Raw genomic sequence first — 26860 nt, forward strand, 5'->3', positions numbered from 1 at the left:
GCCGGGGAGCTCAGCCCCGGCGCAGCCCGGCCGCCACCACCGCGCCCGCCGCCAGCAGGATCGCCGCGGCGGCCGCCACCACCGTCCGTACGCCGTCGAACAGCGAGCCCTGCGTGGTGGCCAGCACCCCCAGCAACGGGATGCCGACCGTCAGGCCCACCTGCTGGGTCGTGGTGACCAGACCGGTCGCGAGGCCCTGCTCGTCGTTCGGGACGCCGGACGTCACGGTCAGCCCGTACGCGATGATCGCGCCCAGGTGGAACATGCTCGCCAGCGACACCGCGACCGTCGCCAGCCACACGCCCGACTCCGCGCCCAGGCCCAGCAGCACGCCGATGAACAGCCCCTGGCCGATGAGGGACAGGGCCAGCGTCCGGCGGGCGCCGAACCGGCCGATCACCCTCGGCGCGAACATCCCCGCCACCACCGACAGCAGCCCCTGGACCCCGAAGACCAGCCCGGTGGCGAACGGCGAGAGGTCCAGGATCTCCTGGAGGTACAGGGTCAGGACGAAGACGACCGTGCTCATCATCGAGAAGGTCACCAGACCACCCAGGTTGCCGAAGGCCACCGTCCGCCGCCGCAGCATCGGCAGCGACACCAGGGGGGCCGCCGTCCGGGACTCCACCACGACGAACGCGCACAGCAGCACGACCCCGAGAACCAGCGTCACCACCACGTCCGCACCGCCGAAGCCGCGCTCCGCCGCCGTGGTCAGGGCGTAGATCAGCGCCAGCAGACCACCGGTGACGCTCACCGCTCCCGGCACGTCCAGCCGCGGCCGGTCCGCCGCCCGCGACTCCTCCAGCGCCCTCGGCGCCACCGCCAGCACCCCGAGCGACGCCACCGCCAGCAGGCCCATCGTGGAGCGCCAGCCCAGTGTGTCGGTCAGGACGCCCCCCGCGACCATCCCCACCGTGAAGCCGAGGGACAGCAGCGTCCCGCTGATCCCGAGAGCCCGGTCACGCAGCGGCCCCTCCGGGAACGTGGTCGTCAACAGGGACATCCCCGTCGGCACGATGACCGCGGCCCCCAGCCCCTGGAGCGCCCGCCCCGCGAGGAAGGAGGCCGGGTCCCAGGCCAGCGTCGCCAGGAGGGACGCCGCGCCGAACAGGGTGAGCCCCGCGAGGAACAGCCTGCGCCGTCCGTACAGATCGGCGATCCTCCCGAACAGCAGCAGGAAGCCCCCCGACGGCAGCGCGAACGCGGTCACCGCCCACTGGAGCCCCGTGGTGCTCAGCCCCAGGTCCTTGCCGAGTACGGGCAGCGCCACGTTCAGTACGGAGAAGTCCAGCGCCACCATGAACTGGGCGGCGCACAGCACGAAGAGGACCAGCCGGGCCCGGCCCGAGAGCCGGGGCGGTGCGGAAGCCGAAGCGGAGGACGCGGGAGCGGAAGCAGAGGTGGGAGGGGTTTCGATCGCCATGCGTCCCACCCTGCGGCGGCCGGAATATCCGTGGGGAGCGGGAACTTATCCTGGTGCCCGCACCACCAGGCAGGCGCACACACGGACACCAGGGGGAGTACGTGGCCACACCGGCCCAGCAGGCGACGGACGACACGAAAGCCCACCGCCTCGCCGAACTGCGGGAGTTCCTCCGCAGCCGCCGGGCCCGCGTCACCCCGGACGAGGCGGGTCTGCCGGGCGGCGCCCGCCGCCGTACCCCGGGCCTGCGCCGCGAGGAGGTCGCCGTCCTCGCCGGGGTGGGCGTCTCCTGGTACCAGTGGCTGGAGCAGGGCCGAGACATCACCGTCTCCCCGCAGGTGCTGGACTCCGTCGCCCGCGTCCTGCGCCTGAGCAGCGCCGAGCGCCGCCACCTGTACGTCCTGGCCGGGCTGAACGCGCCCCCGCCCGAGGTCGATCCGGCGCACGCCGACATGTGCGAGGGGCTGACCCGGCTCATCGACGCCTGGATGCCGTACCCGGCCCACATCATGGACCGGTACTGGAACACCGTTCTGTACAACGACGCGGCCGCCGGGGTCCTCGGCATGCGCCCGGACATCCGGCAGAACTGCCTGATCGCCTTCTTCACCGACCCCGTCTACCGCTCCCGCACGGGGGCGGGCTGGGACGCGCTGGCCCCGCAGGTGGTGGCCCAGTTCCGGGCGGCCTGCTCGGAAGCGCCGGAGGACGACGGGTTCCGGGTGATCGCCGAGGAGGCGAGGGCGGCCAGCCCGCTCTTCGCCGAGCTGTGGGAGCGGCACGACATCGCCCCCGCCGGGCAGAACCGCAAGGAGGTCGAGCACCCGCTCGTCGGCCGCCTGTGCCTGGAGGCCACCCAACTGCGGGTGCCCGCCCGGCCGGACCTGGTGATCGTGCTGCACACCCCGCTGCCCGACACCGGCTGCGAGGCCCGGCTCCAGTGGCTCGCCTCGCCCGAGGGCCGGCGCGGGTCGATGTATCCGGTGCGGTCGTGAGTGGTCCCGGGGCGCCCCGCCGCCCGGCACTCCCCGGCGGGACCGATGCAGGGGTGGCCCGCTCGGCCGGCCCGTCGCCCGCTTCGTATGCTCGTGCCATGACCGACACCACCGACACCACCGGCCTCGACGCCGAGGACCGCAAGATCGTCACCCTGGCGCGCAGCGCCCGCGCCCGCAACGGCGTGCCCGAGGGCGCGGCCGTACGCGACGAGACGGGGCGTACGTATGTCGCGGGCACGGTGGCGCTGGAGTCGCTGAAGCTCAGCGCGCTGCAGACCGCCGTCGCCATGGCCGTGGCCAGCGGCGCCACGTCGCTGGAGGCGGCGGCCGTCGTCTCCGCCGCCGAGACCCCCTCCGACGACGACCGGGCCGCGGTGCGCGACCTGGGCGGACCTGACACCCCGGTGTTCCTCGCGGGCCCGGACGGCACGCTGCGGGTACGCGTCACGGCGGGCTGAGCGAGCGCCCCGGCGGCCGTTCCCCCCGGCGGTTCCGGCGCGTCCCGGCGTACCGCTGTACGAGAGCCCCGCCGGGATCGGGGAGAATGGTCGCCATGAGCGCTCGACCGAACCAAGAATCCGCTGCCCAGCAAGCGGAGACCACCTCCCCCCACCGGGCCGGCTTCGCCTGCTTCGTGGGCCGCCCCAACGCGGGCAAGTCCACCCTCACGAACGCTCTGGTCGGTCAGAAGGTGGCGATCACCTCCAACCGCCCGCAGACCACCCGGCACACCGTGCGCGGCATCGTGCACCGTGACGACGCGCAGCTGATCCTGGTCGACACCCCCGGCCTCCACAAGCCGCGCACGCTGCTGGGCGAGCGGCTCAACGACGTCGTGCGGACCACCTGGGCCGAGGTCGACGTCATCGGCTTCTGCCTGCCCGCCGACCAGAAGCTCGGCCCCGGCGACAAGTACATCGTCAAGGAGCTCGCGGGGATCAGGAAGACCCCCAAGATCGCCATCATCACCAAGACCGACCTGGTCGAGTCCAAGGCGCTCGCCGAGCAGCTCCTCGCCGTCTCCGCGCTCGCGGAGGAACTGGGCTTCGAGTGGGCCGAGATCGTGCCGGTGTCGGCCGTGGGCGACAAGCAGGTCGACCTGCTCGCCGATCTCATCGCCCCGCTGCTCCCCGAGAGCCCGCCGCTCTACCCGGAGGGCGACCTCACCGACGAGCCGGAGATGGTCATGGTCGCGGAGCTGATCCGCGAGGCCGCGCTGGAGGGCGTACGCGACGAGCTGCCGCACTCGATCGCGGTCGTCGTCGAGGAGATGCTTCCCCGTGAGAACCGCCCGGCGGACAAGCCGCTGCTGGACATCCACGCCAACGTCTACATCGAGCGCCCCAGCCAGAAGGGCATCATCATCGGCCCGAAGGGCAAGCGGCTGAAGGACGTCGGCACCAAGTCCCGCAAGCACATCGAGGCACTGCTCGGTACGCCGGTCTTCCTGGACCTGCATGTGAAGGTCGCCAAGGACTGGCAGCGCGACCCGAAGCAGCTGCGGAAACTGGGCTTCTAGCCCGGGCACGTCCGGCGGCCGGAGGCCGACGCAGCCGTGCGAAGCCGTGAGGCCCCCCCCCGGGGCCGATGCGTGCGAGCGCGGCAGAGGGAAGAGGTCCCGGGGCAGCTGCGGAAGCTGGGGTTCTGACCTCTCGCCGGCTTGGGTGCCGATCTCACGCGCCCTCCTTGAGGACGCGTGAGATCAGCGTGCGCTGCGCCCCGGTCAGATCGGGGTCAGCGCAGTACACGGTGCGGCCGTCGACGGTGATCGCGTACCGGAAGCCGTCCGGGACCCCGGCCGACGGGGTGTCCCGCGCCGCGCCGAGCGCCTCATCGGCGAGGGACCGCCACTCGGCGGCGTCCGCCCGGCCCTCCGTGTCGACCTCATGGCGGCGGGCGATGCCGGCGAAGCCGCCGGTCCGGCTGACCTGAATACGCATGGGGTCCTGTCTATCGGGGGCCGGACGGGCACTCAACCCCGCCCGCCGGCCGGGCACTCGGTGGTCCGGGCCAGGCGGGTGGTGCGGTGGGAGGTCGGGTCACGCCCGGGCGGGGCACTCGGGGTCCGGGTCAGGCCCGGGTGGGAACGCCCACCTCCGACCAGGCCTTGAGGACCGCCTCCCGCTCGTCCGCCTCGCCGAAGCGGGCGCCCGCCGCCGCGACCGTCAGCCGGGCGAACTCCGCGAAGTCCGCGTTCGCCGTCAGCTCGCCGCCGGTCAGCACGTCGAACCAGATCTGCCCGGCGCGCTCCCAGGAATTCCCGCCCAGCGCGGTGGCCAGGAGGTAGAACGCGCGGTTGGGGATGCCGGAGTTGAGGTGGACACCGCCGTTGTCCTCCTCCGTCTCGATGTAGTCGTCCATGGAGGCGGGCTGCGGGTCCTTGCCGAGGACGTCGTCGTCGTACGCCGTGCCCGGGGCCTTCATCGAGCGCAGGGCGTCCCCGCTGACCCGGGGCGCGAGCAGGCCGGCGCCGATCAGCCAGTCGGCCTGCTCGGCGCTCTGGCCCAGCGAGTACTGCTTGACCAGGGAGCCGATCACGTCGGACACGGACTCGTTGAGCGCGCCCGACTGGCCCTCGTAGCGCAGGTTGGCGGTGTACTGGGTGAGGCCGTGGGCCAGCTCGTGGGCGATCACGTCGACCGCGACGGTGAAGTCGAGGAAGATCTCGCCGTCGCCGTCCCCGAAGACCATCTGCTCGCCGTCGAAGAACGCGTTGTTGTACTCCCGGCCGTAGTGCACGGAGCCGATCAGCGGGAGGCCCTTGCCGTCGATCGAGCTGCGCCCGTAGGCCGAGAGCAGCAGCTCGAAGGTGGCGCCGAGCCCGGCGTACGCGCGGTTGACGCTGGCGTCGGAGGTGGGCTTGTCGCCCTCCTCGCGGACCTTGACGCCCGGCAGGGTGGTTCCCGTTTCGCAGTCGTACAGGATGCGCTGCGGCTTGCTGGGGACCGCGCCGGCGGTGTGCCGGGCCGGTGTCGTGGCGAGCGCGGTGATCCGGCGGCGGTCACGGCTCAGGGCGTCGGCCGCCAGGGTGCGGCGGGCCGGGTCCGCGAGCCGGGCGTCGGCGGACCGGGAGAGGTGATCGAGGACGTGGGGCGGAACGATGGTGCAGAAGACGGGGTTGAGCTCGCCGTCGGTTCGAAGGTGCATACACACGACTGTGGCACTCCGTCACCGTGCTGTCACTGGTTGCGACGATGATTGACGAAATGGAGTGATGAGTCACTGTTTACCCGTCATCGATGCCCGGTCCCGCATACTGATACGGACCGACACCACGGGCCACACTCGGTTACGCTCGTCGCATCATGCGTTTCGGGCTGCTTCTTCTTAGCTGCCGCGGCGAGGGCCTGTAGTCGTAGGCCGACCCCCTCCCCGCGGAGTCTGGTGCTGCAGCGACACAGTCGGCCGATCCCCGCTGGACCGAGGAGCCCTACGCCATGACCACCGTGAATCCCGCCGGTAATTCTGTCGGCCGCCCCACCCCGATCACCAACGCGACGCAGCTGCAGAAGCCCTCCGGGATGCCGGTCCACAAGTACGGCCGCTACGAGGCCGTCGACATCCCCGACCGCACCTGGCCCGACAACCGCATCACCGTGGCGCCCCGCTGGCTGTCCACCGACCTGCGCGACGGCAACCAGGCCCTGATCGACCCGATGTCCCCGGCCCGCAAGCGCGAGATGTTCGACCTGCTGGTGAAGATGGGCTACAAGGAGATCGAGGTCGGCTTCCCGTCCTCCGGTGAGACCGACTTCGCGTTCGTACGCTCCATCATCGAAGAGGGCGCGATCCCCGAGGACGTGACGATCTCCGTCCTGACGCAGGCCCGCGAGGAGCTGATCGAGCGCACCGTGGAGTCCCTGGTCGGCGCCCACCGGGCCACCGTCCACCTGTACAACGCCACCGCCCCGACCTTCCGCCGCGTCGTCTTCCGCGGTTCGCGCGAAGAGGTCAAGCAGATCGCGGTGGACGGCACCCGGCTGGTCATGGAGTACGCCGAGAAGATCCTGGGCCCGGAGACGATCTTCGGCTACCAGTACAGCCCGGAGATCTTCACCGACACCGAGCTGGACTTCGCCCTGGAGGTCTGCGAGGCCGTCTGCGACGTGTGGCAGCCGGAGGAGGGCCGCGAGATCATCCTCAACCTGCCCGCCACCGTGGAGCGCTCCACGCCCTCCACCCACGCGGACCGCTTCGAGTGGATGTCCCGCAACCTGACCCGCCGCGAGCACGTCTGCCTGTCGGTCCACCCGCACAACGACCGGGGCACCGCCGTCGCCGCCGCCGAGCTGGCCATCATGGCCGGAGCCGACCGCATCGAGGGCTGCCTGTTCGGGCAGGGCGAGCGCACCGGCAACGTCGACCTGGTCACCCTGGGCATGAACCTGTTCTCCCAGGGCGTCGACCCGCAGATCGACTTCTCGCAGATCGACGAGATCCGCCGCACCAGCGAGTACTGCAACCAGATGGAGATCCACCCGCGCCACCCCTACGCGGGCGATCTGGTCTACACCGCCTTCTCCGGCTCCCACCAGGACGCCATCAAGAAGGGCTTCGACGCGATGGAGAAGGACGCGGCGGCCCAGGGGAAGACGGTCGACGACATCGAGTGGGCCGTGCCGTACCTGCCGATCGACCCGAAGGACGTCGGCCGCTCCTACGAAGCCGTCATCCGCGTCAACTCGCAGTCCGGCAAGGGCGGTATCGCGTACGTCCTGAAGAACGACCACAAGCTGGACCTGCCGCGCCGCATGCAGATCGAGTTCTCCCGGATCATTCAGGCCAAGACCGACGCCGAGGGCGGCGAGGTCACCCCGACGCAGATCTGGTCCACCTTCCAGGACGAGTACCTGCCCAACGCAGACAACGCGGGTGCGCGCTGGGGCCGCATCCAGCTGCGCTCCGGCCAGACCACCTCCGACACCGACGGCACCGACACCCTGACCGTCGAAGCCGTCGTGGACGGCGTCGACACCGTCCTGACCGGTTCCGGCAACGGCCCGATCTCCGCGTTCTTCGAAGCGCTGCAGGCCATCGGTATCGACGCCCGGCTGCTGGACTACACCGAGCACACGATGAGCGAGGGAGCCAGTGCCCAGGCCGCCTCGTACATCGAGTGCGCGATCGACGGCAAGGTCCTGTGGGGCATCGGCATCGACGCCAACACCACCCGCGCCTCCCTGAAGGCGGTCGTCTCCGCCGTCAACCGCGCGACCCGCTGACGCCGAACGGGCACGACCCGAACCCCGACCGCCCCGCTCCGGGAGGTCGGGGTTCGGCCATATCCGAGGGTTGTGACGTCCAAGAGGCTGACGCCCCCTCGTGAATGTGGCTAACATCACGTCCAACACACGGCAGTGTTGCCGGAGCGTTACGGAGGTGTGCGACGTGCGATCAGCCAAAGGACAACGCGCTCTGAGGCCGGTCCTCTGCGGCGTTCGCACGGTCTGGGACGCCGTCGGCGACGGCGTCTTCTTCTGCCCCTGCTGCGGGGGAGACCGCAACTACCGCCGGCTCACCGGCCGCCGCCGGCTCACCGTCCTCGGCGTCCCGCTGGTCGGCCGGGGCGAGGCCGAGCCCGTCGTCGAGTGCGCCGCCTGCCTGGCCCACCACGCCCCCGAGGCGCTGGACCATCCCACCACGACCCGGTTCTCCGCGATGCTCCGCGAGGCCGTCCACACCGTCACCCTGGCCGTCCTCGCAGCCGGGGGCACCACCTCCCGCACGGTCCTGGAGGCCGCCGTCGCCACCGTGCGCGACGCCGGGCTCGACGACTGCACCCAGGAGCAGCTGTTCACCGTCGTCGAGGTGCTCGCCGCCGACACCGGCCGCGGCTCCGGCGCCGACCCGGCCGCCGAGGCCTGCGGCCCGACCCTCGCCATCGAACTGCACGAGGTGCTGGCCCCGCTCGCCCCGCACCTGGCCGGTGCCGGCCGCGAGTCCGTCCTCCTCCAGGGGGCCCGGATCGCCCTGGCCGACGGGCCCTACTGCGCCGCCGAGCGCCAGGTCCTGACGACCGTCGGCAGCGCGCTGGGCATCCCCGCCGAGGAGACCGCCCGGGTGCTGGCCGAGGCGGCCCGTACGCCGTCGTAGGCCCGCAGGCAGCCTCGTACGCCCGCGTGGACGGGCATACGAACCGGTAAGCCGGTAAAGAGGCCCCAGGGCCCTCGCCGGCCGCCCCCGGTGGGCGACAATGGGCCCATGAGCTTGTTCCGGGACGACGGCATCGTGCTGCGTACGCAGAAACTGGGCGAGGCCGACCGGATCATCACGATCCTGACCCGCGGCCACGGCCGGGTCCGCGCCGTCGCCCGCGGGGTGCGCCGCACCAAATCCAAGTTCGGCGCCCGACTGGAGCCCTTCTCCCACGTCGACGTGCAGTTCTTCGCGCGCGGCAGCGAGCTGGTCGGCCGCGGGCTGCCGCTCTGCACCCAGAGCGAGACGATCGCCCCGTACGGCGGCGGGATCGTCGCCGACTACGCCCGGTACACCGCGGGCACCGCGATGCTGGAGACCGCCGAGCGGTTCACCGACCACGAGGGCGAACCGGCCGTCCAGCAGTATCTGCTGCTCGTCGGCGGCCTGCGCACCCTCGCCCGGGGTGAGCACGCCCCCCATCTGATCCTGGACGCGTTCCTGCTGCGCTCGCTCGCGGTCAACGGGTACGCGCCCAGCTTCGAGGACTGCGCCAAGTGCGGAATGCCCGGTCCGAACCGGTTCTTCTCCGTCGCGGCGGGGGGCGTCATATGCGGTGACTGCCGGGTCCCCGGCAGCGTCGTACCCTCGGCACAGGCCCTGGAACTGCTGAGCGCGCTGCTCAGCGGCGACTGGGCGACGGCGGACGCGTGCGAGGCGCGTCATGTCAGGGAGGGGAGCGGGCTGGTGTCCGCCTATCTGCACTGGCATCTGGAGCGCGGCCTGCGCTCGCTGCGGTACGTCGAGAAGTGACGCGGTGCGTCGGGCAGACGGCGCGGTGCGTGGAGAAGTGACACAGGGAGACTGAGAAGCTCATGGCAGTACGCGGGATCCTCGGCGGCCGTAACCGGCGCACGTACAAGACCCCCGAGCCGCACCCCTCGGGCGCGACGCCGCCGAAGATCCCCGGCGAGCTGGTGCCCCAGCACGTCGCCGTCGTGATGGACGGCAACGGCCGCTGGGCCAAGGAGCGGGGTCTGCCCCGCACCGAGGGCCACAAGGTCGGTGAGGGCGTTGTTATGGACGTGCTCAAGGGCTGCATCGAGATGGGCGTGAAGAACCTCTCGCTCTACGCCTTCTCCACGGAGAACTGGAAGCGGTCGCCGGACGAGGTGAAGTTCCTGATGAACTTCAACCGGGACGTGATCCGCCGCCGCCGCGACGAGATGGACGAGCTCGGCATCCGCATCCGCTGGGTGGGCCGCATGCCCAAGCTGTGGAAGTCCGTCGTCCAGGAGCTCCAGGTCGCCCAGGAGCAGACCAAGAACAACGACGCGATGACGCTGTACTTCTGCGTGAACTACGGCGGCCGCGCCGAGATCGCGGACGCCGCGCAGCGCATCGCCCAGGATGTGGCGGCCGGGAAGCTGGACCCGTCGAAGGTCAACGAGAAGACCTTCCAGAAGTACATCTACTACCCGGACATGCCGGACGTGGACCTCTTCGTGCGCCCCAGCGGCGAGCAGCGCACCTCGAACTACCTGATCTGGCAGAGCGCCTACGCCGAGATGGTCTTCCAGGACGTTCTTTGGCCGGATTTCGACCGCCGGGACCTGTGGCGGGCCTGCCTGGAGTACGCGCAGCGCGACCGCCGCTTCGGCGGGGCGCAGGAGGCGGAAGCCGCCAAGTGAGCACGGAGAGAGGGGCGGGCCCGGTGCGTGTGCACCGGGCCCGCCCCTCTCTCCGTGCCGTCCGTTACGCCTTCTTCGCGGCGCACTCCGCGCAGGTGCCGAAGATCTCGACGGTGTGCGCGACGTTCACATAGCCGTGCTGGGCGGCGATCATCTCGGCCCACTGCTCGACGGCCGGGCCCTCGACCTCCACGGCCTTGCCGCAGAGCCGGCAGACCAGGTGGTGGTGATGGTCGCCGGTCGAGCACCGGCGGTAGACGGCCTCGCCCTCGGTGGTGCGCAGGACGTCGACCTCACCGGCGTCGGCGAGGGACTGCAGGGTCCGGTAGACCGTCGTGAGGCCCACGGAGTCGCCGCGGTGTTTGAGGACGTCGTGCAGCTCCTGGGCGCTGCGGAACTCGTCGACCTCGTCGAGCGCCGCCGCCACCGCCGCCCGCTGCCGGGTGGACCGGCCGCGTACCGGGGCTGCGTTCGTGCCACTGATCGGCGCCGTGGCCACAGGTGCCTCCTCGTGTCGCCCGTACATGTGTCGGGCCATTGTGCCAGCCCGACCGGGCGCCCTACTCAAACGCGCACGTCGTCCGGTCACGTACGGACGGTCGTCCGCACGGACGGACGGTCACACGTGCACGTCGTCCGCGCCACGCCGGGCCGGTGGTACTTCCAGGGTGCACTCGGCCTCCTTCGTCCCGCTCGCCCGCGCCCGCCCTCGCGCGAGCGGAGCGGCGAGCGCGGTCAGCGCGACGAACACCGCGATGGCCAGCAGCACGATCGTCGCGCCGGGCGGAACGTCCTGGTAGTACGAGGTCACGGTGCCGGTGAGGGTGACGGCCGTGCCGATCACCACGGAGAGCACGAACGTGACCTTGAAGGACTTGGTGATCTGCTGGGCGGCGGCCACCGGCACCACCATCAGCGCGCTGACCAGCAGCAGCCCGACGACCCGCATCGCGACGGTCACCGTCACCGCGGCCGTGACCGCGACCAGCAGGTTCAGCACCCGCACCGGAAGTCCGCAGACCCGGGCGAACTCCTCGTCCTGGCTGACCGCGAACAGCTGCCGCCGCAGCCCCACCGTGACCAGCACCACGAAGGCGGCCAGCACGGAAATGGCGATGACGTCGGAATCGGAGACGGTGGAGAGCGAGCCGAAGAGGTACGAGGTCAGATTGGCGTTGGACCCGGTGTCGGACAGGTTGATCAGCATGACGCCGCCCGCCATGCCCCCGTAGAAGAGCATCGCCAGGGCGAGATCGCCGCGTGTGTGTCCGTACCAGCGGATCAGCTCCATGGTGACCGCGCCGGCCACGGCGACGGCGGTGGCCATCCACACGGGGCTGGTGGAGAGCAGGAAGCCGAGGCCGACGCCGGTCATCGCGATGTGCCCGATGCCGTCGCCCATCAGGGCCTGCCGCCGCTGCACCAGGTAGATGCCGATGGCGGGCGCGGTGATACCGACCAGCACGGCCGCGATGAGCGCCCGCTGCATGAAAGGAGGGTTGAGGAATTCGAAGAGCATCAGGTCAGCAGTCCCGTCCGGACGGGCTCGGCGGCCGCGTGGGGGTGTACGTGGTCGTGGCCGGGCAGGGCGTGCTGGCCGAGCGCCTCGGGCGGCGGCCCGTCGTGCGTCACGCAGCCGTCGCGCAGGACGACGGCCCGGTCGATCAGCGGCTCCAGTGGGCCCAGCTCGTGCAGCACCAGCAGTACGGAGGTGCCGAGCGCCACCTGCTCGCGCAGGGTCGAGGCCAGGATCTCCTGGCTGGCCAGGTCCACCCCCGCCATCGGCTCGTCCATGATCAGAAGCTCCGGCTCGGAGGCCAGGGCGCGGGCGATCAGCACGCGCTGGTGCTGGCCGCCCGACAGGGCGCTCACGGAGTCCTTCGCGCGGTCGGCCAGGCCCACCAGCTCGATGGCGCGCTCCACGGCCGCCCGGTCCGCCTTCCCCGGCCACCGCAGCCCCGTACGGGACAGCCGGCCGGAGGCGACGACCTCGCGGATCGTGGCGGGCACACCGCCCGCGGCCGTGGTGCGCTGCGGGACGTACCCGATCCGGCCCCACCGGCGGAAGCGGCGCAGCTCGGTGCCGAACAGCTCGACGCTGCCGCCGGTCAGCGGGACCTGCCCGATGACCGACCGTACGGCGGTGGACTTGCCGGAACCATTGGCGCCGAGCAGCGCGACGACCTCACCGCGGCGCACGGTCAGGTCGACCCCGCGCAGCACGGGGCGCGCCCCGAGGGTGGCCGTGGCGCCGCGCAGGGCTATGACGGCCTCCTGGGCGGGCCGGGGGGCGGCCTCGCGGGGGGTGCTCTCACGCTCCGGCATGAGCGCCTCCGATCCGAACGTCACAAGTGGTGCGGGTGGTGCGGGTCACTTCGCGCCGAGGGCCTTCTGCAGCGCGGCGAGGTTGGACTTCATGACCTCGATGTAGTCAGCGCCCTGGGACTTCTCCGTGATTCCCTCCAGCGGGTCCAGGACGCCGGTCTTCAGCCCGGTGTCCTTCGCGAGGGTCTTCGCGGTCCTGTCGCTGGCGAGCGTCTCGAAGAAGACCGTGGTGGCCTTCTCCTTCTCCGCGATGGTGTGGATCTCCTGGATCCGGGCAGGGCTCGGCTCGGCCTCGGGGTCGATGCCCGCGATGCCCTGCTGGGTGAGTCCGTAGCGCTCGGCGAGGTAGCCGAAGGCGGAGTGGGTGGTGATGAAGGTCTTGGTGGCGGGGTTCTTCAGCCCGGTCTCGTACGCCGTGTTCAGCTCGCCCAGCTCGGCGACGAGGGCGTCGGTGTTCTTCCTGTAGCCGGCGGCGTGGTCGGGGTCGGCCTTCTCCAGCGACTTGCCGACACCCTTGGCGACCTCGGCGTACTTCACCGGGTCCAGCCAGATGTGCGGGTCGGCGCCGCCCTCCTCGCCGTGGTTGTGGCCGTCGCCCTCGGAGTGCTCCTCGTGGGCTTCCTCGCCCTCGTGGCCGTGGCCCTCTTCGCCTTCGTGGCCGTGCTCGTCCGCGTGCTCTTCGCCCTCGTGGCCGTGGTCGTGGCCGCTGACCTCGGACCCGTGGTTCTCCAGCGTGGTGAGGGTCGCGGCGTCGACGGTGTTCTTCACACCGGACTGCTTGATGGCGTCGTCCACGGCGGGCTGGATGCCCTTGAGGTACAGCACGTAGTCGGACTCGCTGATGGAGCCGATCTGGCGGGGGGTGAGCTCCAGGTCGTGCGGCTCGACGCCCGGCTTGGTGAGGCTGGTGACGGCGACGTGCTCGCCGCCGATCTTCTCGGCCAGGAACTGCATCGGGTAGAACGACGCGGTCACCTTCAGCTTGTCGCCGTTGCCCCCGTCCGCCGCGTCGGAGGTGGAGCAGGCCGAGAGAGCGGTCAGACCGAGGACGACTGCTCCGGCGACGGCGGTGGTGGGTATGAGGCGACGTACGTTCATGACAGTCATTTTCAACAAATGTGGAAACGATTGTCAACAAGGCTGATGAGATGCCCGGAAGATCACGAGACGGCTCCGCGGGACCCCGTACGCCCCCTACCGATTTGATACCGGGGGTGCGCACGCCGGTACCCTGAGCCCTTCGCCGTTCGTCATCGTCGTATGAAGAGAGCACCGTGGCCGCCGACAAGATCGACACCATCGTCAGCCTGAGCAAGCGCCGTGGCTTCGTCTACCCCTGCAGTGAGATCTACGGTGGCCAGAAGGCCGCCTGGGACTACGGGCCGCTGGGCGTCGAGATGAAGGAGAACCTGAAGCGTCAGTGGTGGCGCTACATGGTCACCGCGCGCGAGGACGTGGTCGGTCTCGACTCGTCGGTCATCCTGGCCCCCGAGGTCTGGGTCGCCTCCGGTCACGTCGCCACCTTCTCGGACCCGCTGACCGAGTGCACCTCCTGTCACAAGCGCTACCGCGCCGACCACCTGGAGGAGGCGTACGAGGAGAAGCACGGCAAGCCGCCGGTCAACGGCCTCGCCGACCTCAACTGCCCCAACTGCGGCAACAAGGGCACCTTCACCGAGCCCAAGCAGTTCTCGGGTCTGCTCTCCACCCACCTCGGCCCGACCCAGGACTCCGGCTCGGTCGCCTACCTGCGCCCCGAGACCGCCCAGGGCATCTTCACCAACTTCGGCCAGGTGCTCCAGACCTCGCGCAAGAAGCCGCCGTTCGGCATCGCCCAGATGGGCAAGTCCTTCCGGAACGAGATCACGCCGGGCAACTTCATCTTCCGGACCCGTGAGTTCGAGCAGATGGAGATGGAGTTCTTCGTCAAGCCGGGCGAGGACGAGGAGTGGCAGCAGTACTGGATGGACCAGCGCTGGAACTGGTACACGGACCTCGGCATGCGCGAGGAGAACATGCGCTGGTACGAGCACCCGAAGGAGAAGCTCTCCCACTACTCCAAGCGCACCGCCGACATCGAGTACCGCTTCCGCTTCGGCGGCAGCGAGTGGGGCGAGCTGGAGGGTGTGGCCAACCGCACCGACTACGACCTCAAGGCGCACTCCGAGGCTTCCGGTACCGACCTGCGCTACCACGACCAGGAGGCCCAGGAGCGCTGGACGCCGTACGTCATCGAGCCCGCGGCCGGTGTCGGCCGCGCGATGCTGGCGTTCCTCCTCGACGCCTACGTCGAGGACGAGGCCCCCAACGCCAAGGGCGTCATGGAGAAGCGCACCGTGATGCGCCTCGACCCCCGCCTGGCCCCGGTCAAGGTCGCCGTCCTGCCGCTGTCCCGCAACGCGCAGCTCTCGCCGAAGGCCAAGGGCCTGGCGGCCGACCTGCGCAAGAACTGGAACATCGAGTTCGACGACGCCGGCGCCATCGGCCGCCGCTACCGCCGCCAGGACGAGATCGGCACCCCGTTCTGCGTCACCGTCGACTTCGACACCCTCGACGACAACGCGGTGACCGTGCGCGAGCGCGACACGATGAAGCAGGAGCGCGTCTCGCTGGACCAGATCCAGGCGTACCTGGGCGCGCGTCTGCTCGGCTGCTGACACCCGCGTCCGTGCGTGAGGCCCCCGGTTCCGGGTACGGAACCGGGGGCTTCGTCGTACGGTCCACCGGAGCCCCGCCGCCGTTCCGGGAGGTACGCCATGCCGTCGATCACCACGAGCAAGGTCAGCAGATGGGACCAGCACGGCCGTGAACACGTCGTGCGGGTAAGCAAGTCGGGCATGACACGCCGGCTGACCTGCTCCACCTGCGCCTGGCGGCGCTCGGCGCAGTTCCTGCCCTGGCTCAAGGCCGAGGAGCACCTGGCCCAGGCGCACCAGGCGACGGTCGACCCGACGGCCTGAAGCCCCCCGGGCGGCCCGAGACTTCCGGGCGGCCGAAAAACCCGGTGCGGTGTTCGCGAGGAGCGCGGTACGGTTTCCGCATGTCTTCGTTCTTCCAGATCTACGAGTGAGAGCGCGGTGGGTGCGCACACCCCGCCGCAGCCCGGGGGTCGGTGCGACCGCCCCCGATCACCTTCACCTGACTCACTTCACCTTCCGTAGGGGAGAACACCATGGCCAAGGGCCGTAACAACCTTCTCGGCGTCGGCGGACAGCGCAAGAAGCTGTCCCGCGCCGACCAGCAGGGCGCGGGCTCCGCGCGCGTCGCCGACCGCAAGGTCGCCGAGGACAAGAAGCAGGAGCTGGTCCGCAAGATGCGCGAGCGCGCCGAGGCCCAGGCGGCCGCGACCGCGGAGCCGAGCGCCGACCACGACGGGTCGCCCGCGCAGAGCTGACGCCACGATCACCTGGGACGGGCCCCGGAGGCACTGCCTCCGGGGCCCTGACCGCGTGCGTGCCCACGTCAGCCACGGGGAAGGTTCCGTACACGATTCCTTCAGCGCCGGGTGACGCGGTGCGCGTGCGTGACGTGCGGGGACAACCGAAGCGGGGGCGGGGCGTTGGAGACGAGCAGACAGGAAGTCCTGGCCGTGGTCGAGTCGTTGGCGCGCCCGGCGTCCGCGGAGGAGATCGCCGACGCCGTCGAGGCGGTACGCGTACGTGCGCGGCCACGGTTGACCGAGTTCGACGACCCCGGGGAGTGGGTCACGGAGGAGGAAGTGCTCGGCTTGCTCCGGGAGTTGCAGGAATCAGGTCAGGTCAAGGGGTACGCACGTGACGTGTGGGCGGGCCTGGGAGTCGATCCGCGCGGAACCCTGCGCCCCACCGGACTGCTGTGGTGGCCGCTGGCCAAGTGGCGGGAGGCGGCGGCGCGCCGTGCCCGGCGGGATCTGATCGAGCGGCGGCGCGCGGAGGCCCGGCAGGAGGAAGAGGAACGCGCGAAGCGGGAAAGCCCACTGCGTGAGGCGGTGGAGAGAGTTCTGGAGCAACGGCGTCGGGACGCTCAACGCCCTTACGAGGGCCTCGATCCCTTATGACCGCGGCGTGAGTCGCTGCTGCCGCGAAGCCCTCGACGGATGCCTGCGAACGCCGTCCTGGCGCGATCCAGCATGAAGAATCCGACAGACGGGCCGGCGACAGCCGGTCGTCTCGCACCGCGATGGCGTACGCCGAAACGCGCTTCTCACCTGGGCTTTCACCGGAATCATTCCTCCCCGCGCCGGACGATGCGGGACGGAACCATAGCTCCGTCACCATCGACCTTCACGGCATACGGCTGTGCGGTCAGGCCGGGAGTCAGGGGAGACTGGCGCGATGAACCAGCTACGGGAGACCGTGGGATGCGCCGCCGATGTGCTGGGCGGGTGTCTCATCGGCGCCTACCTGCACGGATCTTCCGTACTCGGGGGTCTCAGACCGGCCAGCGACGTGGACATCCTGCTCGTCTCCCGGAAGCCGATGGACGAGCGGGCACGACGGGCGCTTCTCGATGGTCTGCTCAGGATTTCCGGCTCCGGGGGCAGGGGCCGCCCGGTCGAGCTCACCGTGGTCGTCCAGTCCGAGGTGCGGCCCTGGCGTTACCCTCCGACCTGCGACTTCCTGTACGGCGAGTGGCTGCGCGCCGCGTACGAGGCCGGGACGATCCCCCGGGCCCAGCCGATGCCCGATCTGGCCCTGTTGATCTCGATGACGCTGACGGGCGACCGCCCCCTCACCGGCCCGCGGCCGGCACAGGTCCTCGACCCTGTCCCGTACTCCGACCTGGTCCGGGCGAGCGTGGCGGGCATTCCCGAGCTGCTCGACGACCTGGAGGACGACACCCGCAACGTCCTGCTGACCTTCGCGCGTATCTGGACCACGCTCTCCACCGGCCGCATCATGCCGAAGGACACTGCCGCCGCCTGGGCCCTCGCCCAGCTCCCTCCCGAACACCGCGCCGTGCTGGAACACGCCAGGCATCTCTACCTCAACTGCCGCTACGGCGAGGAGGGATGGAGCGAGCGGCTGTGGACGCGGGTTCGTCCACATGTGGGTCATGTGCTCGCCGAGATCGAACGGCTGAGCAGCGGAGCCGACTGAGTCGGCGTCGTGATGCGGTACGCGGCCTATGGGAACAGGTGGGGATGCTGTCGGGCCAGGTGCTGGGTGATGGCCTGGTCGGTGGGGTCGGTGACTTCCCAGCTGTGTCCGGAGGGGTGTCCGGTGAAGAGTCCGCAGGCGTCGTCGGCGTTGCGGGGGTCACGGTCGGGGCACCAGGGAAGCGGGAGGAGCCGGGCGCGCTCCCGGTCCCACCGGATCCAGACGGCGCTTCCGGGCCGTTCGCCCTCGTCCCACAGCATCGCGCAGTGTTCGCCGTCGTGGTCCTCGCCGAGTTCGCACAGGACGTGCCCGGCCTCCGGGCGGTGGTCATCGGGGACGGACAGGGCGAGTACGTGCTCCGGCGGGGGCAGCAGTGCGACGGCGGTGCACTGGTTCATGGTTACGGGGTCACCCTTCGGGAGAGTCGCCGGAGACGAGCTGTTCGGCGATCAGGTCGCCGAGCGGGTCGGTCACGTCCCAGGAGTGGGCTGCGGTGTGGTGGTCGAAGAGCGCGCACCGCCGTACGAGGCCGGAGTCGAGCCGGCGCAGGACGGCGGGGCACCAGGGTGCGGTCTCGGCCCGGTGGGTGAGCTGGGGGCCGTTGCCGGTCCAGAAGAACCAGAGGGCTGGTGAGTCGGGGGTTCGGCCGGGCCGGAGGTAGGCGGCGTGTTCGGTGTGCGGGCCGGTGGGCGTGCTGTCGTGCTCGCCGAGTTCGCACAGGACGTACGGCTCGGGGTCTGCGGAGCTGTCCGCTCCGGGGGCGGTGAGCCGCAGCACGGCATCGGGAGGGAGAAGGGTGACGGCGGTGCACTGGAGCACGACGTCCAACTCCGTTTCGTGTCGGGGGGCTATCGGTCGGCGGGGCGGCCGTGCCACCCGGCGAGTGTCAGGCTCAGCCCGACGACGGGATCGGAGACGGTGAACAACGCGGGGAATCCGGCCTCCAGGGCCCGTATCGCGTGATCCTGGTGCGCGCCGTGGGTGGCCCAGCGGCGCAACTCCTCGGGCGCGTCCGAGCCGTGGAAATGGACCGGCCGTACGTCCTCGCCGGCCGACAGCCGTACGGGCTCGGGGGTGAGGGGCAGCCCATGGCTGTTGGCCAGGCGGAGCGCCTGCCGCCGGAGCCAGAGGAGGGCGAGCCGCCGGTTGTGTACGACGACCCCGCCGAGGGTGGCGCATCGTTGCCCGTCGCAGACGGTGACCTCGGCGGCGTACCCGGTGACGCGCCTCATGCGGACGGCCCGGGTCCGTCGTGCGGGACGAGCGCCCGCAGCCGGTCGGCCGCCGCCCGGACCTCGGCCACGACGGCGGAGCGGTTCGCGAAGCGATCCAAGATGGCCGCGTCCAACTCGGCGCAGAACAGAGCCCGGTAGGCGGGATCGGACTCGATGCGCACGAGTTCGGTGAGAGGGTGTGAGGGCTGCCGCGGATTCACAGGACCTCGCCCCGGCTGCGGGCGTTGAGCCGAGCCGTACGGGCGCGGAGCTGCTCTATGAGGAGCGCGGGGCGGACGTGGCGGGGCTCGGCCTCCCACTCCGCGCCGCCCCCCACGGGCCTCAGCGACCAGTAGGGGCCGGCGACGCCCCGGAACTCGCCCACGCGGTCGGCGCGGCTGGTGTCGACCAGGAGGGTTCCGAGGGCGGGGAGGCCGGAGGGCTCCTGCTTATTCGGGCGTAAGTTCTCGCCGTACATCGATCGCTCCTCTCCGTAGCCGTTTGGCTACCGGGGCGATTCAGCGTGACCTAGGGTCGAAGCGTCTTCAACGTGGGGATATGGGAGGGCACGTTGGTAAACATCAAGCAGCTGAACCCTGAGGCGAGCCCGCAAGCTGCCTTCGGAGCGCGTCTGCGCAGCATGCGCGAGGAGCGTGGCTGGATCCAGGATCAGGTGGCTGACATGGTCGGCTGCTCGGGCAGGCACATCTCGGCGATCGAAACTGGCCGCAAACCGGCGACTCTGCCTTTCGCGAGGAAAGCGGACCGGTTATTCGATCTCATCGGTACGAGCGAGTCGTTCGAGCGCCAGTGGCAGGAGATGAAGCACGGGAACCTGCTGGAGGGCTTCCCGGAGTACGTGGGGTACGAGGGCCGGGCGGTGGAGATCAGGCTGTTTGACGTCGGTCTCATTCCGGGGTTGTTGCAGACGCCGGACTACGCGAGGGCTGTGGCCTACGGGCACGTGCAGCGCGGATCCATCACCCCAGAACAGGCTGACGAGCGCGTTGCGTTCCTGGCGGAGCGGCAGGCGGCGCTCGTGCGGCCTCGGCCGCCCATGGTGTTCGTGGTCATGGACGAGAGCTGCCTTCATCAGCAGGTCGGCGGTCCGGAGGTCATGGACGCTCAGCTCCAGCGATTGGAGGAGGTGGCGGGGTTGCCCAACTGGATCATCCAGGTTGCACCGTTCAGCCTGGGGGCACGCAGGGCGTTCTATCTGCCGGTGAACCTACTCACCCTCGCTGACCGGTCAATCCTGGCGTACGCGGAGTCCCAGGCGCAGGGGCGGGTCGAGCGCGAAACCTCGTTCGTGGTGCCCATGCTCACGGCCTACCATCAATTTCAGAGCGAGGCGCTGTCGAAGGCGGCGTCTGTGGCCAAGATCAGCCAGTTGCGAAAGGGCACCCCGTGATGACCGAGTCCCCCCGTTGGTTCAAGTCCTCGTACAGCGACAACGGCGGCAACTGCATCGAGGTCGCCGCCAACCTCGCCGCCGCGCGCGGCATCGTCCCGGTCCGTGACTCCAAAGTCGTGGAGGGACCCGTGGTCGAGGTCCCCGCCACCGCGTTCTCGGCGTTCGTCGCCGGCGTCCGGAGCGGGACGTTCGGCACCGTCTGACGAACAGAGCAGCGGGACGCCCCGCCGTGTCGCCCACGACGGGGCATCCCGCTGCTCGGACGAGGTCGTGCTGTCGGCCGACTCGGGAACTGCGAGAGGGAGTGTGGCGTCCGAGGTGTCGTGAAGGAAGAATTCAAGGGTCTTGCCGGTTTCCTCGCTGCCGGTCTGGGTGCCTCGGCGGCGCTCCTCGCCTGGGCGCCGCTGGCGAGGGTCAACGTGGAGGGCGGGTTTGACGGGCGTCACCAGGACCTGAGCGTGCTCTACGTGGACCTGCCCCTCGTTGCTGCGGGGGGCGCCATGGTGGGGCTCGCCTTCTGGTCGCTCACCTTGCGCCGGTTCCATCGCCCGTGGCTCGCCGCCCTGGTCTCGGTCACCGCGATCGCCCTGGGGGTCTGGGGGCTGACGAGCTGGTGGGCTCCCTATCAGGCACCCGAGTTCGCCCACTGAGGCCGTGCCCACACCGGGCGGTATGCGTGATGCGGGTGACAACAAGATCAGTGAGGTGCGCCGCTGACGTGGGTTTTCCCTCTTCTCCGCACCATACTGAACTGGGCGGCGAACGACACGCGATCAGCGTCGCGCCCCTGAAGACTCGTCACCGACCCGGTGGTGGCGGGCAGACGAAGAAGATGTGGTGGGGTCCGGCTCATGTGGCCACGTGTGGACGGTATGCGCGCTCTGGAGCTGGGCACGCGAGGAGAGCTGCGGGAGCGGCTGAACGCTCTCGTACTCGCCGGGGCGAAGACCGCGACGACGGGGTTGCTGGCGGAGTACCGGGAAGAGACGGAGGGCCTGGAGTACGTGGGCGAGCGTCTGGCCCTCCTCGCCAACGACGGGACCCGCCTCGCCACGATCGAGATCACCGCAGTGCAACTCGTCTCCTTCGCGGACGTGCCGTGGGAACACGCGGAAGCAGAGGGCGAGGGTGACAACTCCCTGGAGGAATGGAAGAGCGGACATTCCCGCTTCTGGAAGGCCATCGGCACTCCGGTGACCCCGGAGACGATGCTGGCCTGCCTGCGCTTTCGTACGGTCGCCGATCACTGACCCCAGGCCCCGGAGGCGGCACCCGGAGCCGCAGGACGCAACGCGGGCCCTCCGACAGGGCCAGGCCCCTGTCGCTCTTCACGCCCACTACCTGTGACTGCTTTCCCCCCATCAACGTCAAGGTGGGGCGATCGAGACTCTGACGCGTCGGCTTCCGGACAGGGCCATGCCTTCAGACGGACGTGTGCCGCCCCGCACCTGTACGACGGAGCTCCCGCCCCCAGCAGATTGGCTTGTCAAGCTGCGTAACTACTGTTCAGCGTGGCTACGTGGTGGATGCAGCGCCGAGGACCTGGCATTCGGCGGCAGCAACCGGCTGATCGACGCGCTGTTCGTCTGGGGAAGCCCGGACGAGATCGCTGCCCGGCTCACCGAGCACCGCCAGGCCGGTGCCGACCATGTGGCAGTCCAGGTGGTCACTGATGCCCCGGGCACCTTCGCCCGCCAGGCGTGGCGCGCCCTCGCCCCCGAACCGGTCCCCGCATAGGCGCACGCAGCCCCTCGTGCCCATGCCCTGCTGCCGGCGAGATGGCGCAGCCGGCAGGCGGTGCCATCGCACCGGCTCCTTGCGATGAAAGGCGGTCGGGCACGGATCACGGCTCCGAGGGCACGCGTGCTACCCGCGGCCTGCCCTCACGTCCCTTCCCCCGGACCGACGTTCCGCCGCACGCTGGGGTCCGAGGTGTAGTCCACGACCGGGGGTGAGCGCCCGTGCGCGCACACAGCAGCGAGAAGGAAGAGGCCGAGCAGCGGTCCCCGCAGGGGCGGGCGATGGGCCTCGCGGACACCGAGCCCTTTGCCGGACCGCACCACCACCTGCCACGGGCGGCGGGCAACGCGGCCGTCGCACGCGCGATCGCCCGGGAGCGGCAGGAGGCGCATGGAGAGGCCGGGCATGCGGCCCCGCAGACCGCAGGGCCGGACCACGGATCCGGGGCCGCGCCCATCCAGCGGACCGCGGACGAGGAACTGCGTGAGGCGAAGACGCCCGAGCAGATCGTCGCCGCCCTCAAGGAGTCGGGGCACTCGGAGGACGACGCCTGGGAGCTCATGAAGTACATGACGTCCCAGCAGTTCCCGGCCGGCGAAGGCCAGGCGGATTTCGACATGCTCGGCAGCATCAAGAGCGCCTCCGAGCAACTGGAGAAGGTCAAGGCTGTCCGCCGGAGGATGGCGGCGCCGCTGATGGCCAAACGGTGGACGATCCGCCACTACACCGGCAGCGACCCGAACACCCCTCCGGGCTTCCAGGAGATCGCGTCGACCTACGACAACGCGGCCGCGGGCAGGGCGAGCGAACACACGAACGTCGCGGACTGGCGCTCTCTCGGCAACATCAAGTTCACTTTCTACCTGGTGGCTGTGGACGGTCAGGTTCCCCCGCGCAACTGGCTCAACAACACGCACTGGTACGCCGAATGGGACCTCGAACAGATTCCGGAGTGCTGGGTCTCTCCGGACCTGCTGGAGAGGATGAACAAGCCGATGGACGCGGACGGGGCGCGGGCGGCGATGCAGGGGACCATGGCGTTCCGCGGCACCGGGGCACAGCTGAAGGAACTGCTGGCCATCAGTGCGTTCGGTGCCGGCAATGACCCGGCCGCCGCTCTGGACACCGCCATCGGCGGCGCGTTCGAGCTCAAGGTCCCCGACGGTCTGCCGGTCGCCGAGTGGCACAAGAAGAGGTAGGCCGCGCTCGTCGAGCCGGTCCTGGGCCTGCGCACGAGATCCCCACCCCACCCCTTTCCGTGACCGTCGTCGCTCTGCTCGCGGAGTGCCTGCCCGTCACGGAGTGATCCGATCGCCGCGGGCATCCGGGGCGGACCTTCCCAGCCCCTCCGAGCCTCGCCCCGCCCCGAAGGGCGATGGCGCCCGTCAGGGCGTATCGCGAGCGAAAGGCAGGGCCCCCGCCCCTGGAGGGGGCGGCGGCTGGGGGGCCTCGAACCGGTCGTCGGCTCGTACCGGCCGCAACGCGATACGGGTGATCCGGCCCCCCGACGTGCCGATCTCGATCAGGACGGAGGGGTGCCCGCCCGGGGCGATGACGTACATCGGGCAGCCGTTCACGGTGAGCCGACAGGCCGCACGGATGCCCTCGCGGAACTGCCCGGTCTCGGCCGCGATGCGGGCGGCGCCGGTCACGGTGGTGCGACCGCCGTGCGGCAGGAGTGCCGCGTCGGCGTCACGGACGCTGTCCGGCGCGAGCAACTGAACCATTCTGCGTGTGTCCCCGGTCCGGGCCGCCGCCATGAAGGCATCCACGAGCCGCTGATCGGCGCGGCCGGTGTGCTCCGCGTCCGGGCGGGCGCCGGCGGGGGCGAGGCGTCGGCGTGCCCGGCTGGCATGCTGCTTGGAACTGGGCACGGTCGTGCCCAGCACCTCCGCGATCCGGTCGAACGGCGTGGCGAACAGGTCGTGCAGGACGTAGGCGACCCGTTGTGGCGGGGTCAGCCGGTCCAGCAGCACCATCAGCGCCCGTGAGACATCCTCGGCGCGGAGGACCGCCTCGTCCGCGGCCAGGTCCTCCGCCGGGACGGCATCCGCGAGCAGCGGTGCCTCCTTGCGGCGGTGCCGGGCACGCAGTTCGTCCAGGCAGACCCGGGCCGTGACCGTGGTGAGCCAGGCTGTCGGGTTCTCGACCGGTGGTGCCGACCGGGCGGCGGCTGCTCGTACCCACGCGGTCTGGACGGCGTCCTGGGCATCCTGGGCCGAGCCGAGGATGCGGTGGGCGACGGACAGGAGACGCGGTCGGGCGGTCTCGAATTCTGCGGCCGTGATCGGCAAGGGTGTCACCTTCGTGGGAGGGCGGACGTCAGGAGGGTCGGTTGAACCTTTCCTGTCCGCCTTCCTGCCGTGCTTCCCGGCACGGCTCCCGAGGAGATGAGAATGCCATGAACCGAGAGACGGTGAACACATGACCTCCGTACTGCTCATCGCCACCGTGACGAGTCTCGTCGCGAACGTGTCCATCGCTTTCGCGGACTACGCACGGGCACCCTTCGTGCTGGCCAACTCCGCCGAGGTACGCGTTCCGCCCGCGGCGTTGCCCTACCTGGCCGCCCTCAAACTCGCCGGCGCCGCAGGCCTTGCCATCGGTCTGTTCGGTGTCCACAGGCTTGGTCTGGCGGCCGCGGTCGGACTGACTCTGTTCTACGTCGGCGCGATCCTGGCCCATGCCCGTGCGCGCGTGTTCCACAACATCGCTTTCCCCGGTGTGTTTCTGCTGCTCGCTGTCGCCGGCATCGGCTTCTTCGCGGGCGGAGGACGGTGACCGTCGGTCGGTGGGGGCCTCGGCCTTCCCGGCCGACCGGCCGTCACCTCACCTCACCTCACTTCACCACGACATTGTCCCCGGACGACTTCGACGCCCCGGTGGTGGTGTTGCCGTAATACACCCAGCGCCACGTACCGGTTGTGGAAGCCTTCACGGTCGTCCTGAGGTTGCCCGAGCCGTCCGCGTAGATCTTCTTCACCGTGGAGTAGGAGGTGGAGCCGGAGGGCTTGAACTGCAGGCTGACATGGCGGCCGCCGTAGGAGGCGTACTTCCTGGTCTCCCAGTTGGCCCGGGTCACCTTGCCCGTCACGGTGATGGTCCTGCCCTTCGCCACCGGTTCGGGCGACGCGTTCACGGTCAGACGGGAGTTGCGCTGGACGTACACCGCCATGCCCTTGTCGTCGGTGTCACCCCCGCCGTCCTTGAAGCGCACCTCGGCCCCGACCCTCCAGGCCCCGGCCTCGCTGTTGCGCATGTCCCACACGCTCGGGTCGAAGTACATCGTCTCGTCGATGTCGCAGACGCCGATCCGGTTGGGGCAGTCGTTCGTCTCGATCGAGTGCCACAGCTGCTCCTTCCCCTTGTCGCGGTGGAGGAACACCAACCCCGGCTGCTTCCACTGCTTCGTGGTCGTCATCCGGAAGGACGCGGGCACCGCGACCTCGTTCGTCGTCCCGATCACGATCGGCTTGCCGCCGTTCACCTGGATACGGCTGAACGAGGCCCCGCCCTCGGCCGCCCCGGCCGGCGCCGCGGCCACGGCCGTGAACACCGCGGCCGCGCCACCGGCCACGACGGCTCTCCAGACCTGCTTCCCCACCTGATCCCCGATCTCCGTACGGAAAGACGCCGGAGGTTCACCCCTCCGGCGATCTTCAGACGTCCGGCAGCCGCCCGGGGTTGTGCACCCGCGCATCACGATGGGGCATCGGCTCCGGCGGGCGTTCTCGTGAAGGGGATCGGTCCCGCGCCGCCCGCCCGGCCCGCCGCCCACGTGCGCCAGGAGCGCCCGCGTGGCGTCCGGGTCCAGCCCCGCTCGAAACGGGCGGCGGCGGACCCGGTCCAAGGGCTACTCTCTCGTCCCGAGCATGGACATGGATCACGAGGCGGGGACGGGGCGGACGGTGCGGGCGACCACGGTGACGGCGGACGGTGACCTGATGCGCTGGGTGGAGCTGCCGGGGGAGGAGCCGGCCCGCGTATACGTACACGGTCTGGGGGCGACGTCGCCCGCCTACTTCACCGAGGTCGCGGTGCATCCGCTGCTGGCAGGGCGGCGTTCGCTGCTCATCGATCTGCTGGGGCACGGGCTGAGCGACCGGCCGACGGACTTCGACTACACCCTGGAATCGCACGCCGACGCCCTGGCGCGGGCCCTGGAGTCGGCGGGCGTCACCGGTGCCGAAGTGATCGCGCACAGCATGGGCGGCTCGGTGGCCGTCGTCCTCGCCGCCCGGCACCCCCGTCTGGTCTCCCGGCTGGTCCTGGTCGACGCCAACCTCGATCCGATCACGCCCGTGCCCGGGGCGGGCGGCAGCAGCGGCATCGCCGCGTACGGGGAGAAGGAGTTCCTGGCCGGCGGCTGGGAAGAGGTCCGGGACCGGGTGGGGCCCGGCTGGTGGTCCACCATGCGCCTCACCGGCCGCGAGGCCCTGCACCGTACGGCCACCCATCTCGTCCGGGGGACCGTTCCCACCATGCGGGAACTGCTGGTGGAGCTGGAGATTCCCCGTACCTACCTGCTGCCCGAGGCGGACGGGCCGCTCCCGGGCGCCGAGGCGCTCACCCGGGCCGGGGTGTCCGTCGTCCCCGTCCCGGACTGCGGCCACAACATCATGCTGGACAACCCGGAGGACTTCGTACGCGTCACGGCGGCGGCGCTCACGTCTCCTCGGGGGGCGAGGACGAGAACTGTCTGAGCGGCGTACAGGTGGCGTACAGCCGGCGCCGGGGCCCGTACGCAGCACAAAGGCGAGGAGACACCTCTCCTCGCCACTCTCAACTTATAGCGCACAGGGGGTCTTGCCGCAAGGCCCCGGGTGGGGCTCAGAATGT

The 26860-nt window shown here is 70.5% G+C and carries 34 protein-coding genes; 20 read left to right on the plus strand and 14 right to left on the minus strand.

Annotated elements, in window-relative coordinates:
• Positions 1 to 10: 10 nt before the first annotated feature.
• The gene (locus tag IE140_RS06680) at positions 11 to 1426 is read right to left on the minus strand and encodes an MFS transporter (RefSeq protein WP_150194430.1); all 1416 of its coding nucleotides are present in this window, start codon (positions 1424 to 1426) and stop codon (positions 11 to 13) included.
• A 101-nt stretch (positions 1427 to 1527) separates the two neighbouring features.
• Between IE140_RS06680 and IE140_RS06685 the strand changes: the two genes are divergently transcribed.
• From IE140_RS06685 to era, 3 genes are all read left to right on the plus strand, one after another.
• Positions 1528 to 2421, plus strand: a complete 894-nt coding sequence (locus tag IE140_RS06685) for a helix-turn-helix transcriptional regulator (protein ID WP_093441752.1) — start codon at positions 1528 to 1530, stop codon at positions 2419 to 2421.
• Positions 2422 to 2519: 98 nt separating this feature from the next.
• The gene (locus IE140_RS06690; RefSeq protein WP_006124325.1) at positions 2520 to 2882 is read left to right on the plus strand and encodes a cytidine deaminase-like protein; all 363 of its coding nucleotides are present in this window, start codon (positions 2520 to 2522) and stop codon (positions 2880 to 2882) included.
• Between the two features lie 86 nt (positions 2883 to 2968).
• Positions 2969 to 3943, plus strand: coding sequence for a GTPase Era (gene era, locus IE140_RS06695; RefSeq protein ID WP_050486669.1), 975 nt, complete (start codon positions 2969 to 2971; stop codon positions 3941 to 3943).
• Between the two features lie 154 nt (positions 3944 to 4097).
• On the opposite strand, the gene IE140_RS06700 is transcribed toward era, so the two are convergent.
• Positions 4098 to 4364, minus strand: a complete 267-nt coding sequence (locus IE140_RS06700) for a protealysin inhibitor emfourin (protein ID WP_010064176.1) — start codon at positions 4362 to 4364, stop codon at positions 4098 to 4100.
• A 130-nt stretch (positions 4365 to 4494) separates the two neighbouring features.
• Positions 4495 to 5571 carry a M4 family metallopeptidase gene (locus IE140_RS06705; protein ID WP_150194433.1) on the minus strand — a complete coding sequence of 359 codons (1077 nt, stop codon included), beginning with the start codon at positions 5569 to 5571 and terminating at the stop codon, positions 4495 to 4497.
• A gap of 290 nt (positions 5572 to 5861) precedes the next feature.
• Between IE140_RS06705 and leuA the strand changes: the two genes are divergently transcribed.
• From leuA to IE140_RS06725, 4 genes are all read left to right on the plus strand, one after another.
• On the plus strand, positions 5862 to 7646 hold the full coding sequence (leuA, locus tag IE140_RS06710; RefSeq protein WP_150194435.1) for a 2-isopropylmalate synthase: 1785 nt from the start codon (positions 5862 to 5864) through the stop codon (positions 7644 to 7646).
• A gap of 166 nt (positions 7647 to 7812) precedes the next feature.
• On the plus strand, positions 7813 to 8517 hold the full coding sequence (locus IE140_RS06715) for a TerB family tellurite resistance protein (protein ID WP_032762030.1): 705 nt from the start codon (positions 7813 to 7815) through the stop codon (positions 8515 to 8517).
• Positions 8518 to 8625: 108 nt separating this feature from the next.
• Complete coding sequence (gene recO / locus IE140_RS06720; RefSeq protein WP_006124319.1) at positions 8626 to 9372, plus strand: DNA repair protein RecO; 747 nt, start codon at positions 8626 to 8628, stop codon at positions 9370 to 9372.
• Positions 9373 to 9434: 62 nt separating this feature from the next.
• Complete coding sequence (locus IE140_RS06725) at positions 9435 to 10250, plus strand: isoprenyl transferase (protein ID WP_093806597.1); 816 nt, start codon at positions 9435 to 9437, stop codon at positions 10248 to 10250.
• A 64-nt stretch (positions 10251 to 10314) separates the two neighbouring features.
• Here the strand turns inward: IE140_RS06725 and IE140_RS06730 are convergent, their stop codons facing one another.
• From IE140_RS06730 to IE140_RS06745, 4 genes are all read right to left on the minus strand, one after another.
• Positions 10315 to 10749, minus strand: a complete 435-nt coding sequence (locus IE140_RS06730; RefSeq protein WP_073216931.1) for a Fur family transcriptional regulator — start codon at positions 10747 to 10749, stop codon at positions 10315 to 10317.
• A gap of 120 nt (positions 10750 to 10869) precedes the next feature.
• Positions 10870 to 11769, minus strand: a complete 900-nt coding sequence (locus tag IE140_RS06735; protein WP_150194437.1) for a metal ABC transporter permease — start codon at positions 11767 to 11769, stop codon at positions 10870 to 10872.
• Positions 11769 to 12575: a metal ABC transporter ATP-binding protein gene (locus tag IE140_RS06740; protein WP_150194440.1), complete on the minus strand. Its 807-nt coding sequence runs from the start codon at positions 12573 to 12575 to the stop codon at positions 11769 to 11771. Before IE140_RS06740 ends, IE140_RS06735 begins: the two co-directional genes overlap by 1 nt.
• Positions 12576 to 12620: 45 nt before the next feature.
• The gene (locus tag IE140_RS06745) at positions 12621 to 13673 is read right to left on the minus strand and encodes a metal ABC transporter substrate-binding protein (protein WP_150194442.1); all 1053 of its coding nucleotides are present in this window, start codon (positions 13671 to 13673) and stop codon (positions 12621 to 12623) included.
• Between the two features lie 176 nt (positions 13674 to 13849).
• On the opposite strand from IE140_RS06745, the gene IE140_RS06750 reads away from it, so the two are divergent.
• From IE140_RS06750 to IE140_RS06770, 5 genes are all read left to right on the plus strand, one after another.
• A complete protein-coding gene (locus tag IE140_RS06750; RefSeq protein ID WP_032762022.1) occupies positions 13850 to 15232 on the plus strand; it encodes a glycine--tRNA ligase in 1383 nt (460 codons plus the stop codon).
• Positions 15233 to 15331: 99 nt separating this feature from the next.
• Positions 15332 to 15535, plus strand: coding sequence for a hypothetical protein (locus IE140_RS06755; protein WP_150194444.1), 204 nt, complete (start codon positions 15332 to 15334; stop codon positions 15533 to 15535).
• 212 nt (positions 15536 to 15747) lie between these two features.
• Positions 15748 to 15969: a DUF6243 family protein gene (locus tag IE140_RS06760; RefSeq protein ID WP_150194446.1), complete on the plus strand. Its 222-nt coding sequence runs from the start codon at positions 15748 to 15750 to the stop codon at positions 15967 to 15969.
• 165 nt (positions 15970 to 16134) lie between these two features.
• Positions 16135 to 16611 (plus strand): hypothetical protein, encoded by a 477-nt coding sequence (locus IE140_RS06765; RefSeq protein WP_229826717.1) that lies wholly within the window; start codon positions 16135 to 16137, stop codon positions 16609 to 16611.
• Positions 16612 to 16888: 277 nt separating this feature from the next.
• Entirely contained in the window at positions 16889 to 17653 is a 765-nt protein-coding gene (locus tag IE140_RS06770; RefSeq protein ID WP_150194450.1) for an aminoglycoside adenylyltransferase family protein, read from the plus strand.
• A gap of 26 nt (positions 17654 to 17679) precedes the next feature.
• On the opposite strand, the gene IE140_RS06775 is transcribed toward IE140_RS06770, so the two are convergent.
• From IE140_RS06775 to IE140_RS06795, 5 genes are read right to left on the minus strand one after another with little or no spacing between them, the layout of a single operon-like run.
• Positions 17680 to 18051, minus strand: a complete 372-nt coding sequence (locus IE140_RS06775) for a hypothetical protein (RefSeq protein ID WP_150194452.1) — start codon at positions 18049 to 18051, stop codon at positions 17680 to 17682.
• A gap of 10 nt (positions 18052 to 18061) precedes the next feature.
• Complete coding sequence (locus IE140_RS06780; protein WP_150194454.1) at positions 18062 to 18472, minus strand: hypothetical protein; 411 nt, start codon at positions 18470 to 18472, stop codon at positions 18062 to 18064.
• 29 nt (positions 18473 to 18501) lie between these two features.
• Entirely contained in the window at positions 18502 to 18885 is a 384-nt protein-coding gene (locus tag IE140_RS06785; protein ID WP_150194456.1) for a hypothetical protein, read from the minus strand.
• A complete protein-coding gene (locus tag IE140_RS06790; protein ID WP_229826718.1) occupies positions 18882 to 19049 on the minus strand; it encodes a hypothetical protein in 168 nt (55 codons plus the stop codon). Before IE140_RS06790 ends, IE140_RS06785 begins: the two co-directional genes overlap by 4 nt.
• Before the next feature lie 35 nt (positions 19050 to 19084).
• Complete coding sequence (locus IE140_RS06795) at positions 19085 to 19345, minus strand: hypothetical protein (protein WP_150194460.1); 261 nt, start codon at positions 19343 to 19345, stop codon at positions 19085 to 19087.
• Between the two features lie 93 nt (positions 19346 to 19438).
• Between IE140_RS06795 and IE140_RS06800 the strand changes: the two genes are divergently transcribed.
• From IE140_RS06800 to IE140_RS06825, 6 genes are all read left to right on the plus strand, one after another.
• The gene (locus tag IE140_RS06800) at positions 19439 to 20278 is read left to right on the plus strand and encodes a helix-turn-helix domain-containing protein (RefSeq protein ID WP_150194483.1); all 840 of its coding nucleotides are present in this window, start codon (positions 19439 to 19441) and stop codon (positions 20276 to 20278) included.
• Positions 20275 to 20484: a DUF397 domain-containing protein gene (locus tag IE140_RS06805; RefSeq protein ID WP_150194462.1), complete on the plus strand. Its 210-nt coding sequence runs from the start codon at positions 20275 to 20277 to the stop codon at positions 20482 to 20484. The genes IE140_RS06800 and IE140_RS06805 overlap by 4 nt, the downstream gene beginning before the upstream one ends.
• A gap of 120 nt (positions 20485 to 20604) precedes the next feature.
• Positions 20605 to 20931 carry a hypothetical protein gene (locus IE140_RS06810; protein ID WP_107411364.1) on the plus strand — a complete coding sequence of 109 codons (327 nt, stop codon included), beginning with the start codon at positions 20605 to 20607 and terminating at the stop codon, positions 20929 to 20931.
• Positions 20932 to 21153: 222 nt separating this feature from the next.
• Positions 21154 to 21531, plus strand: coding sequence for an ASCH domain-containing protein (locus tag IE140_RS06815; RefSeq protein WP_208836324.1), 378 nt, complete (start codon positions 21154 to 21156; stop codon positions 21529 to 21531).
• Positions 21532 to 21697: 166 nt separating this feature from the next.
• Positions 21698 to 22018 carry an LLM class oxidoreductase gene (locus IE140_RS06820; protein ID WP_189460189.1) on the plus strand — a complete coding sequence of 107 codons (321 nt, stop codon included), beginning with the start codon at positions 21698 to 21700 and terminating at the stop codon, positions 22016 to 22018.
• Positions 22019 to 22242: 224 nt separating this feature from the next.
• Complete coding sequence (locus IE140_RS06825) at positions 22243 to 23220, plus strand: hypothetical protein (RefSeq protein WP_229826719.1); 978 nt, start codon at positions 22243 to 22245, stop codon at positions 23218 to 23220.
• Between the two features lie 186 nt (positions 23221 to 23406).
• On the opposite strand, the gene IE140_RS06830 is transcribed toward IE140_RS06825, so the two are convergent.
• Positions 23407 to 24315, minus strand: coding sequence for a sigma-70 family RNA polymerase sigma factor (locus tag IE140_RS06830; protein ID WP_150194466.1), 909 nt, complete (start codon positions 24313 to 24315; stop codon positions 23407 to 23409).
• A gap of 130 nt (positions 24316 to 24445) precedes the next feature.
• Here IE140_RS06830 and IE140_RS06835 point away from each other — a divergent pair, with 130 nt between their 5' ends.
• Entirely contained in the window at positions 24446 to 24802 is a 357-nt protein-coding gene (locus IE140_RS06835; RefSeq protein WP_150194468.1) for a DoxX family protein, read from the plus strand.
• A gap of 58 nt (positions 24803 to 24860) precedes the next feature.
• On the opposite strand, the gene IE140_RS06840 is transcribed toward IE140_RS06835, so the two are convergent.
• A complete protein-coding gene (locus IE140_RS06840; RefSeq protein WP_167533476.1) occupies positions 24861 to 25625 on the minus strand; it encodes a hypothetical protein in 765 nt (254 codons plus the stop codon).
• A 268-nt stretch (positions 25626 to 25893) separates the two neighbouring features.
• Between IE140_RS06840 and IE140_RS06845 the strand changes: the two genes are divergently transcribed.
• On the plus strand, positions 25894 to 26724 hold the full coding sequence (locus IE140_RS06845) for an alpha/beta fold hydrolase (protein WP_373296148.1): 831 nt from the start codon (positions 25894 to 25896) through the stop codon (positions 26722 to 26724).
• Positions 26725 to 26860 lie beyond the last annotated feature (136 nt).

Source organism: Streptomyces parvus, assembly GCF_014648875.1.
In the GTDB taxonomy this organism is placed as follows: Bacteria; Actinomycetota; Actinomycetes; order Streptomycetales; family Streptomycetaceae; genus Streptomyces; species Streptomyces parvus.

What these genes read in the sequence shown, in the direction of transcription:
- IE140_RS06680 (WP_150194430.1), bottom strand. Translation starts at nt 1,426, where the DNA reads ATGGCGATCGAAACCCCTCCCACCTCTGCTTCCGCTCCCGCGTCCTCC.
- IE140_RS06690 (WP_006124325.1), top strand. Translation starts at nt 2,520, where the DNA reads ATGACCGACACCACCGACACCACCGGCCTCGACGCCGAGGACCGCAAG.
- era (WP_050486669.1), top strand. Translation starts at nt 2,969, where the DNA reads ATGGTCGCCATGAGCGCTCGACCGAACCAAGAATCCGCTGCCCAGCAA.
- IE140_RS06700 (WP_010064176.1), bottom strand. Translation starts at nt 4,364, where the DNA reads ATGCGTATTCAGGTCAGCCGGACCGGCGGCTTCGCCGGCATCGCCCGC.
- IE140_RS06705 (WP_150194433.1), bottom strand. Translation starts at nt 5,571, where the DNA reads ATGCACCTTCGAACCGACGGCGAGCTCAACCCCGTCTTCTGCACCATC.
- leuA (WP_150194435.1), top strand. Translation starts at nt 5,862, where the DNA reads ATGACCACCGTGAATCCCGCCGGTAATTCTGTCGGCCGCCCCACCCCG.
- recO (WP_006124319.1), top strand. Translation starts at nt 8,626, where the DNA reads ATGAGCTTGTTCCGGGACGACGGCATCGTGCTGCGTACGCAGAAACTG.
- IE140_RS06725 (WP_093806597.1), top strand. Translation starts at nt 9,435, where the DNA reads ATGGCAGTACGCGGGATCCTCGGCGGCCGTAACCGGCGCACGTACAAG.
- IE140_RS06735 (WP_150194437.1), bottom strand. Translation starts at nt 11,769, where the DNA reads ATGCTCTTCGAATTCCTCAACCCTCCTTTCATGCAGCGGGCGCTCATC.
- IE140_RS06740 (WP_150194440.1), bottom strand. Translation starts at nt 12,575, where the DNA reads ATGCCGGAGCGTGAGAGCACCCCCCGCGAGGCCGCCCCCCGGCCCGCC.
- IE140_RS06745 (WP_150194442.1), bottom strand. Translation starts at nt 13,673, where the DNA reads ATGAACGTACGTCGCCTCATACCCACCACCGCCGTCGCCGGAGCAGTC.
- IE140_RS06755 (WP_150194444.1), top strand. Translation starts at nt 15,332, where the DNA reads ATGCCGTCGATCACCACGAGCAAGGTCAGCAGATGGGACCAGCACGGC.
- IE140_RS06760 (WP_150194446.1), top strand. Translation starts at nt 15,748, where the DNA reads ATGGCCAAGGGCCGTAACAACCTTCTCGGCGTCGGCGGACAGCGCAAG.
- IE140_RS06770 (WP_150194450.1), top strand. Translation starts at nt 16,889, where the DNA reads ATGAACCAGCTACGGGAGACCGTGGGATGCGCCGCCGATGTGCTGGGC.
- IE140_RS06775 (WP_150194452.1), bottom strand. Translation starts at nt 18,051, where the DNA reads ATGAACCAGTGCACCGCCGTCGCACTGCTGCCCCCGCCGGAGCACGTA.
- IE140_RS06785 (WP_150194456.1), bottom strand. Translation starts at nt 18,885, where the DNA reads ATGAGGCGCGTCACCGGGTACGCCGCCGAGGTCACCGTCTGCGACGGG.
- IE140_RS06795 (WP_150194460.1), bottom strand. Translation starts at nt 19,345, where the DNA reads ATGTACGGCGAGAACTTACGCCCGAATAAGCAGGAGCCCTCCGGCCTC.
- IE140_RS06815 (WP_208836324.1), top strand. Translation starts at nt 21,154, where the DNA reads ATGCGCGCTCTGGAGCTGGGCACGCGAGGAGAGCTGCGGGAGCGGCTG.
- IE140_RS06820 (WP_189460189.1), top strand. Translation starts at nt 21,698, where the DNA reads ATGCCTTCAGACGGACGTGTGCCGCCCCGCACCTGTACGACGGAGCTC.
- IE140_RS06835 (WP_150194468.1), top strand. Translation starts at nt 24,446, where the DNA reads ATGACCTCCGTACTGCTCATCGCCACCGTGACGAGTCTCGTCGCGAAC.
- IE140_RS06845 (WP_373296148.1), top strand. Translation starts at nt 25,894, where the DNA reads ATGGACATGGATCACGAGGCGGGGACGGGGCGGACGGTGCGGGCGACC.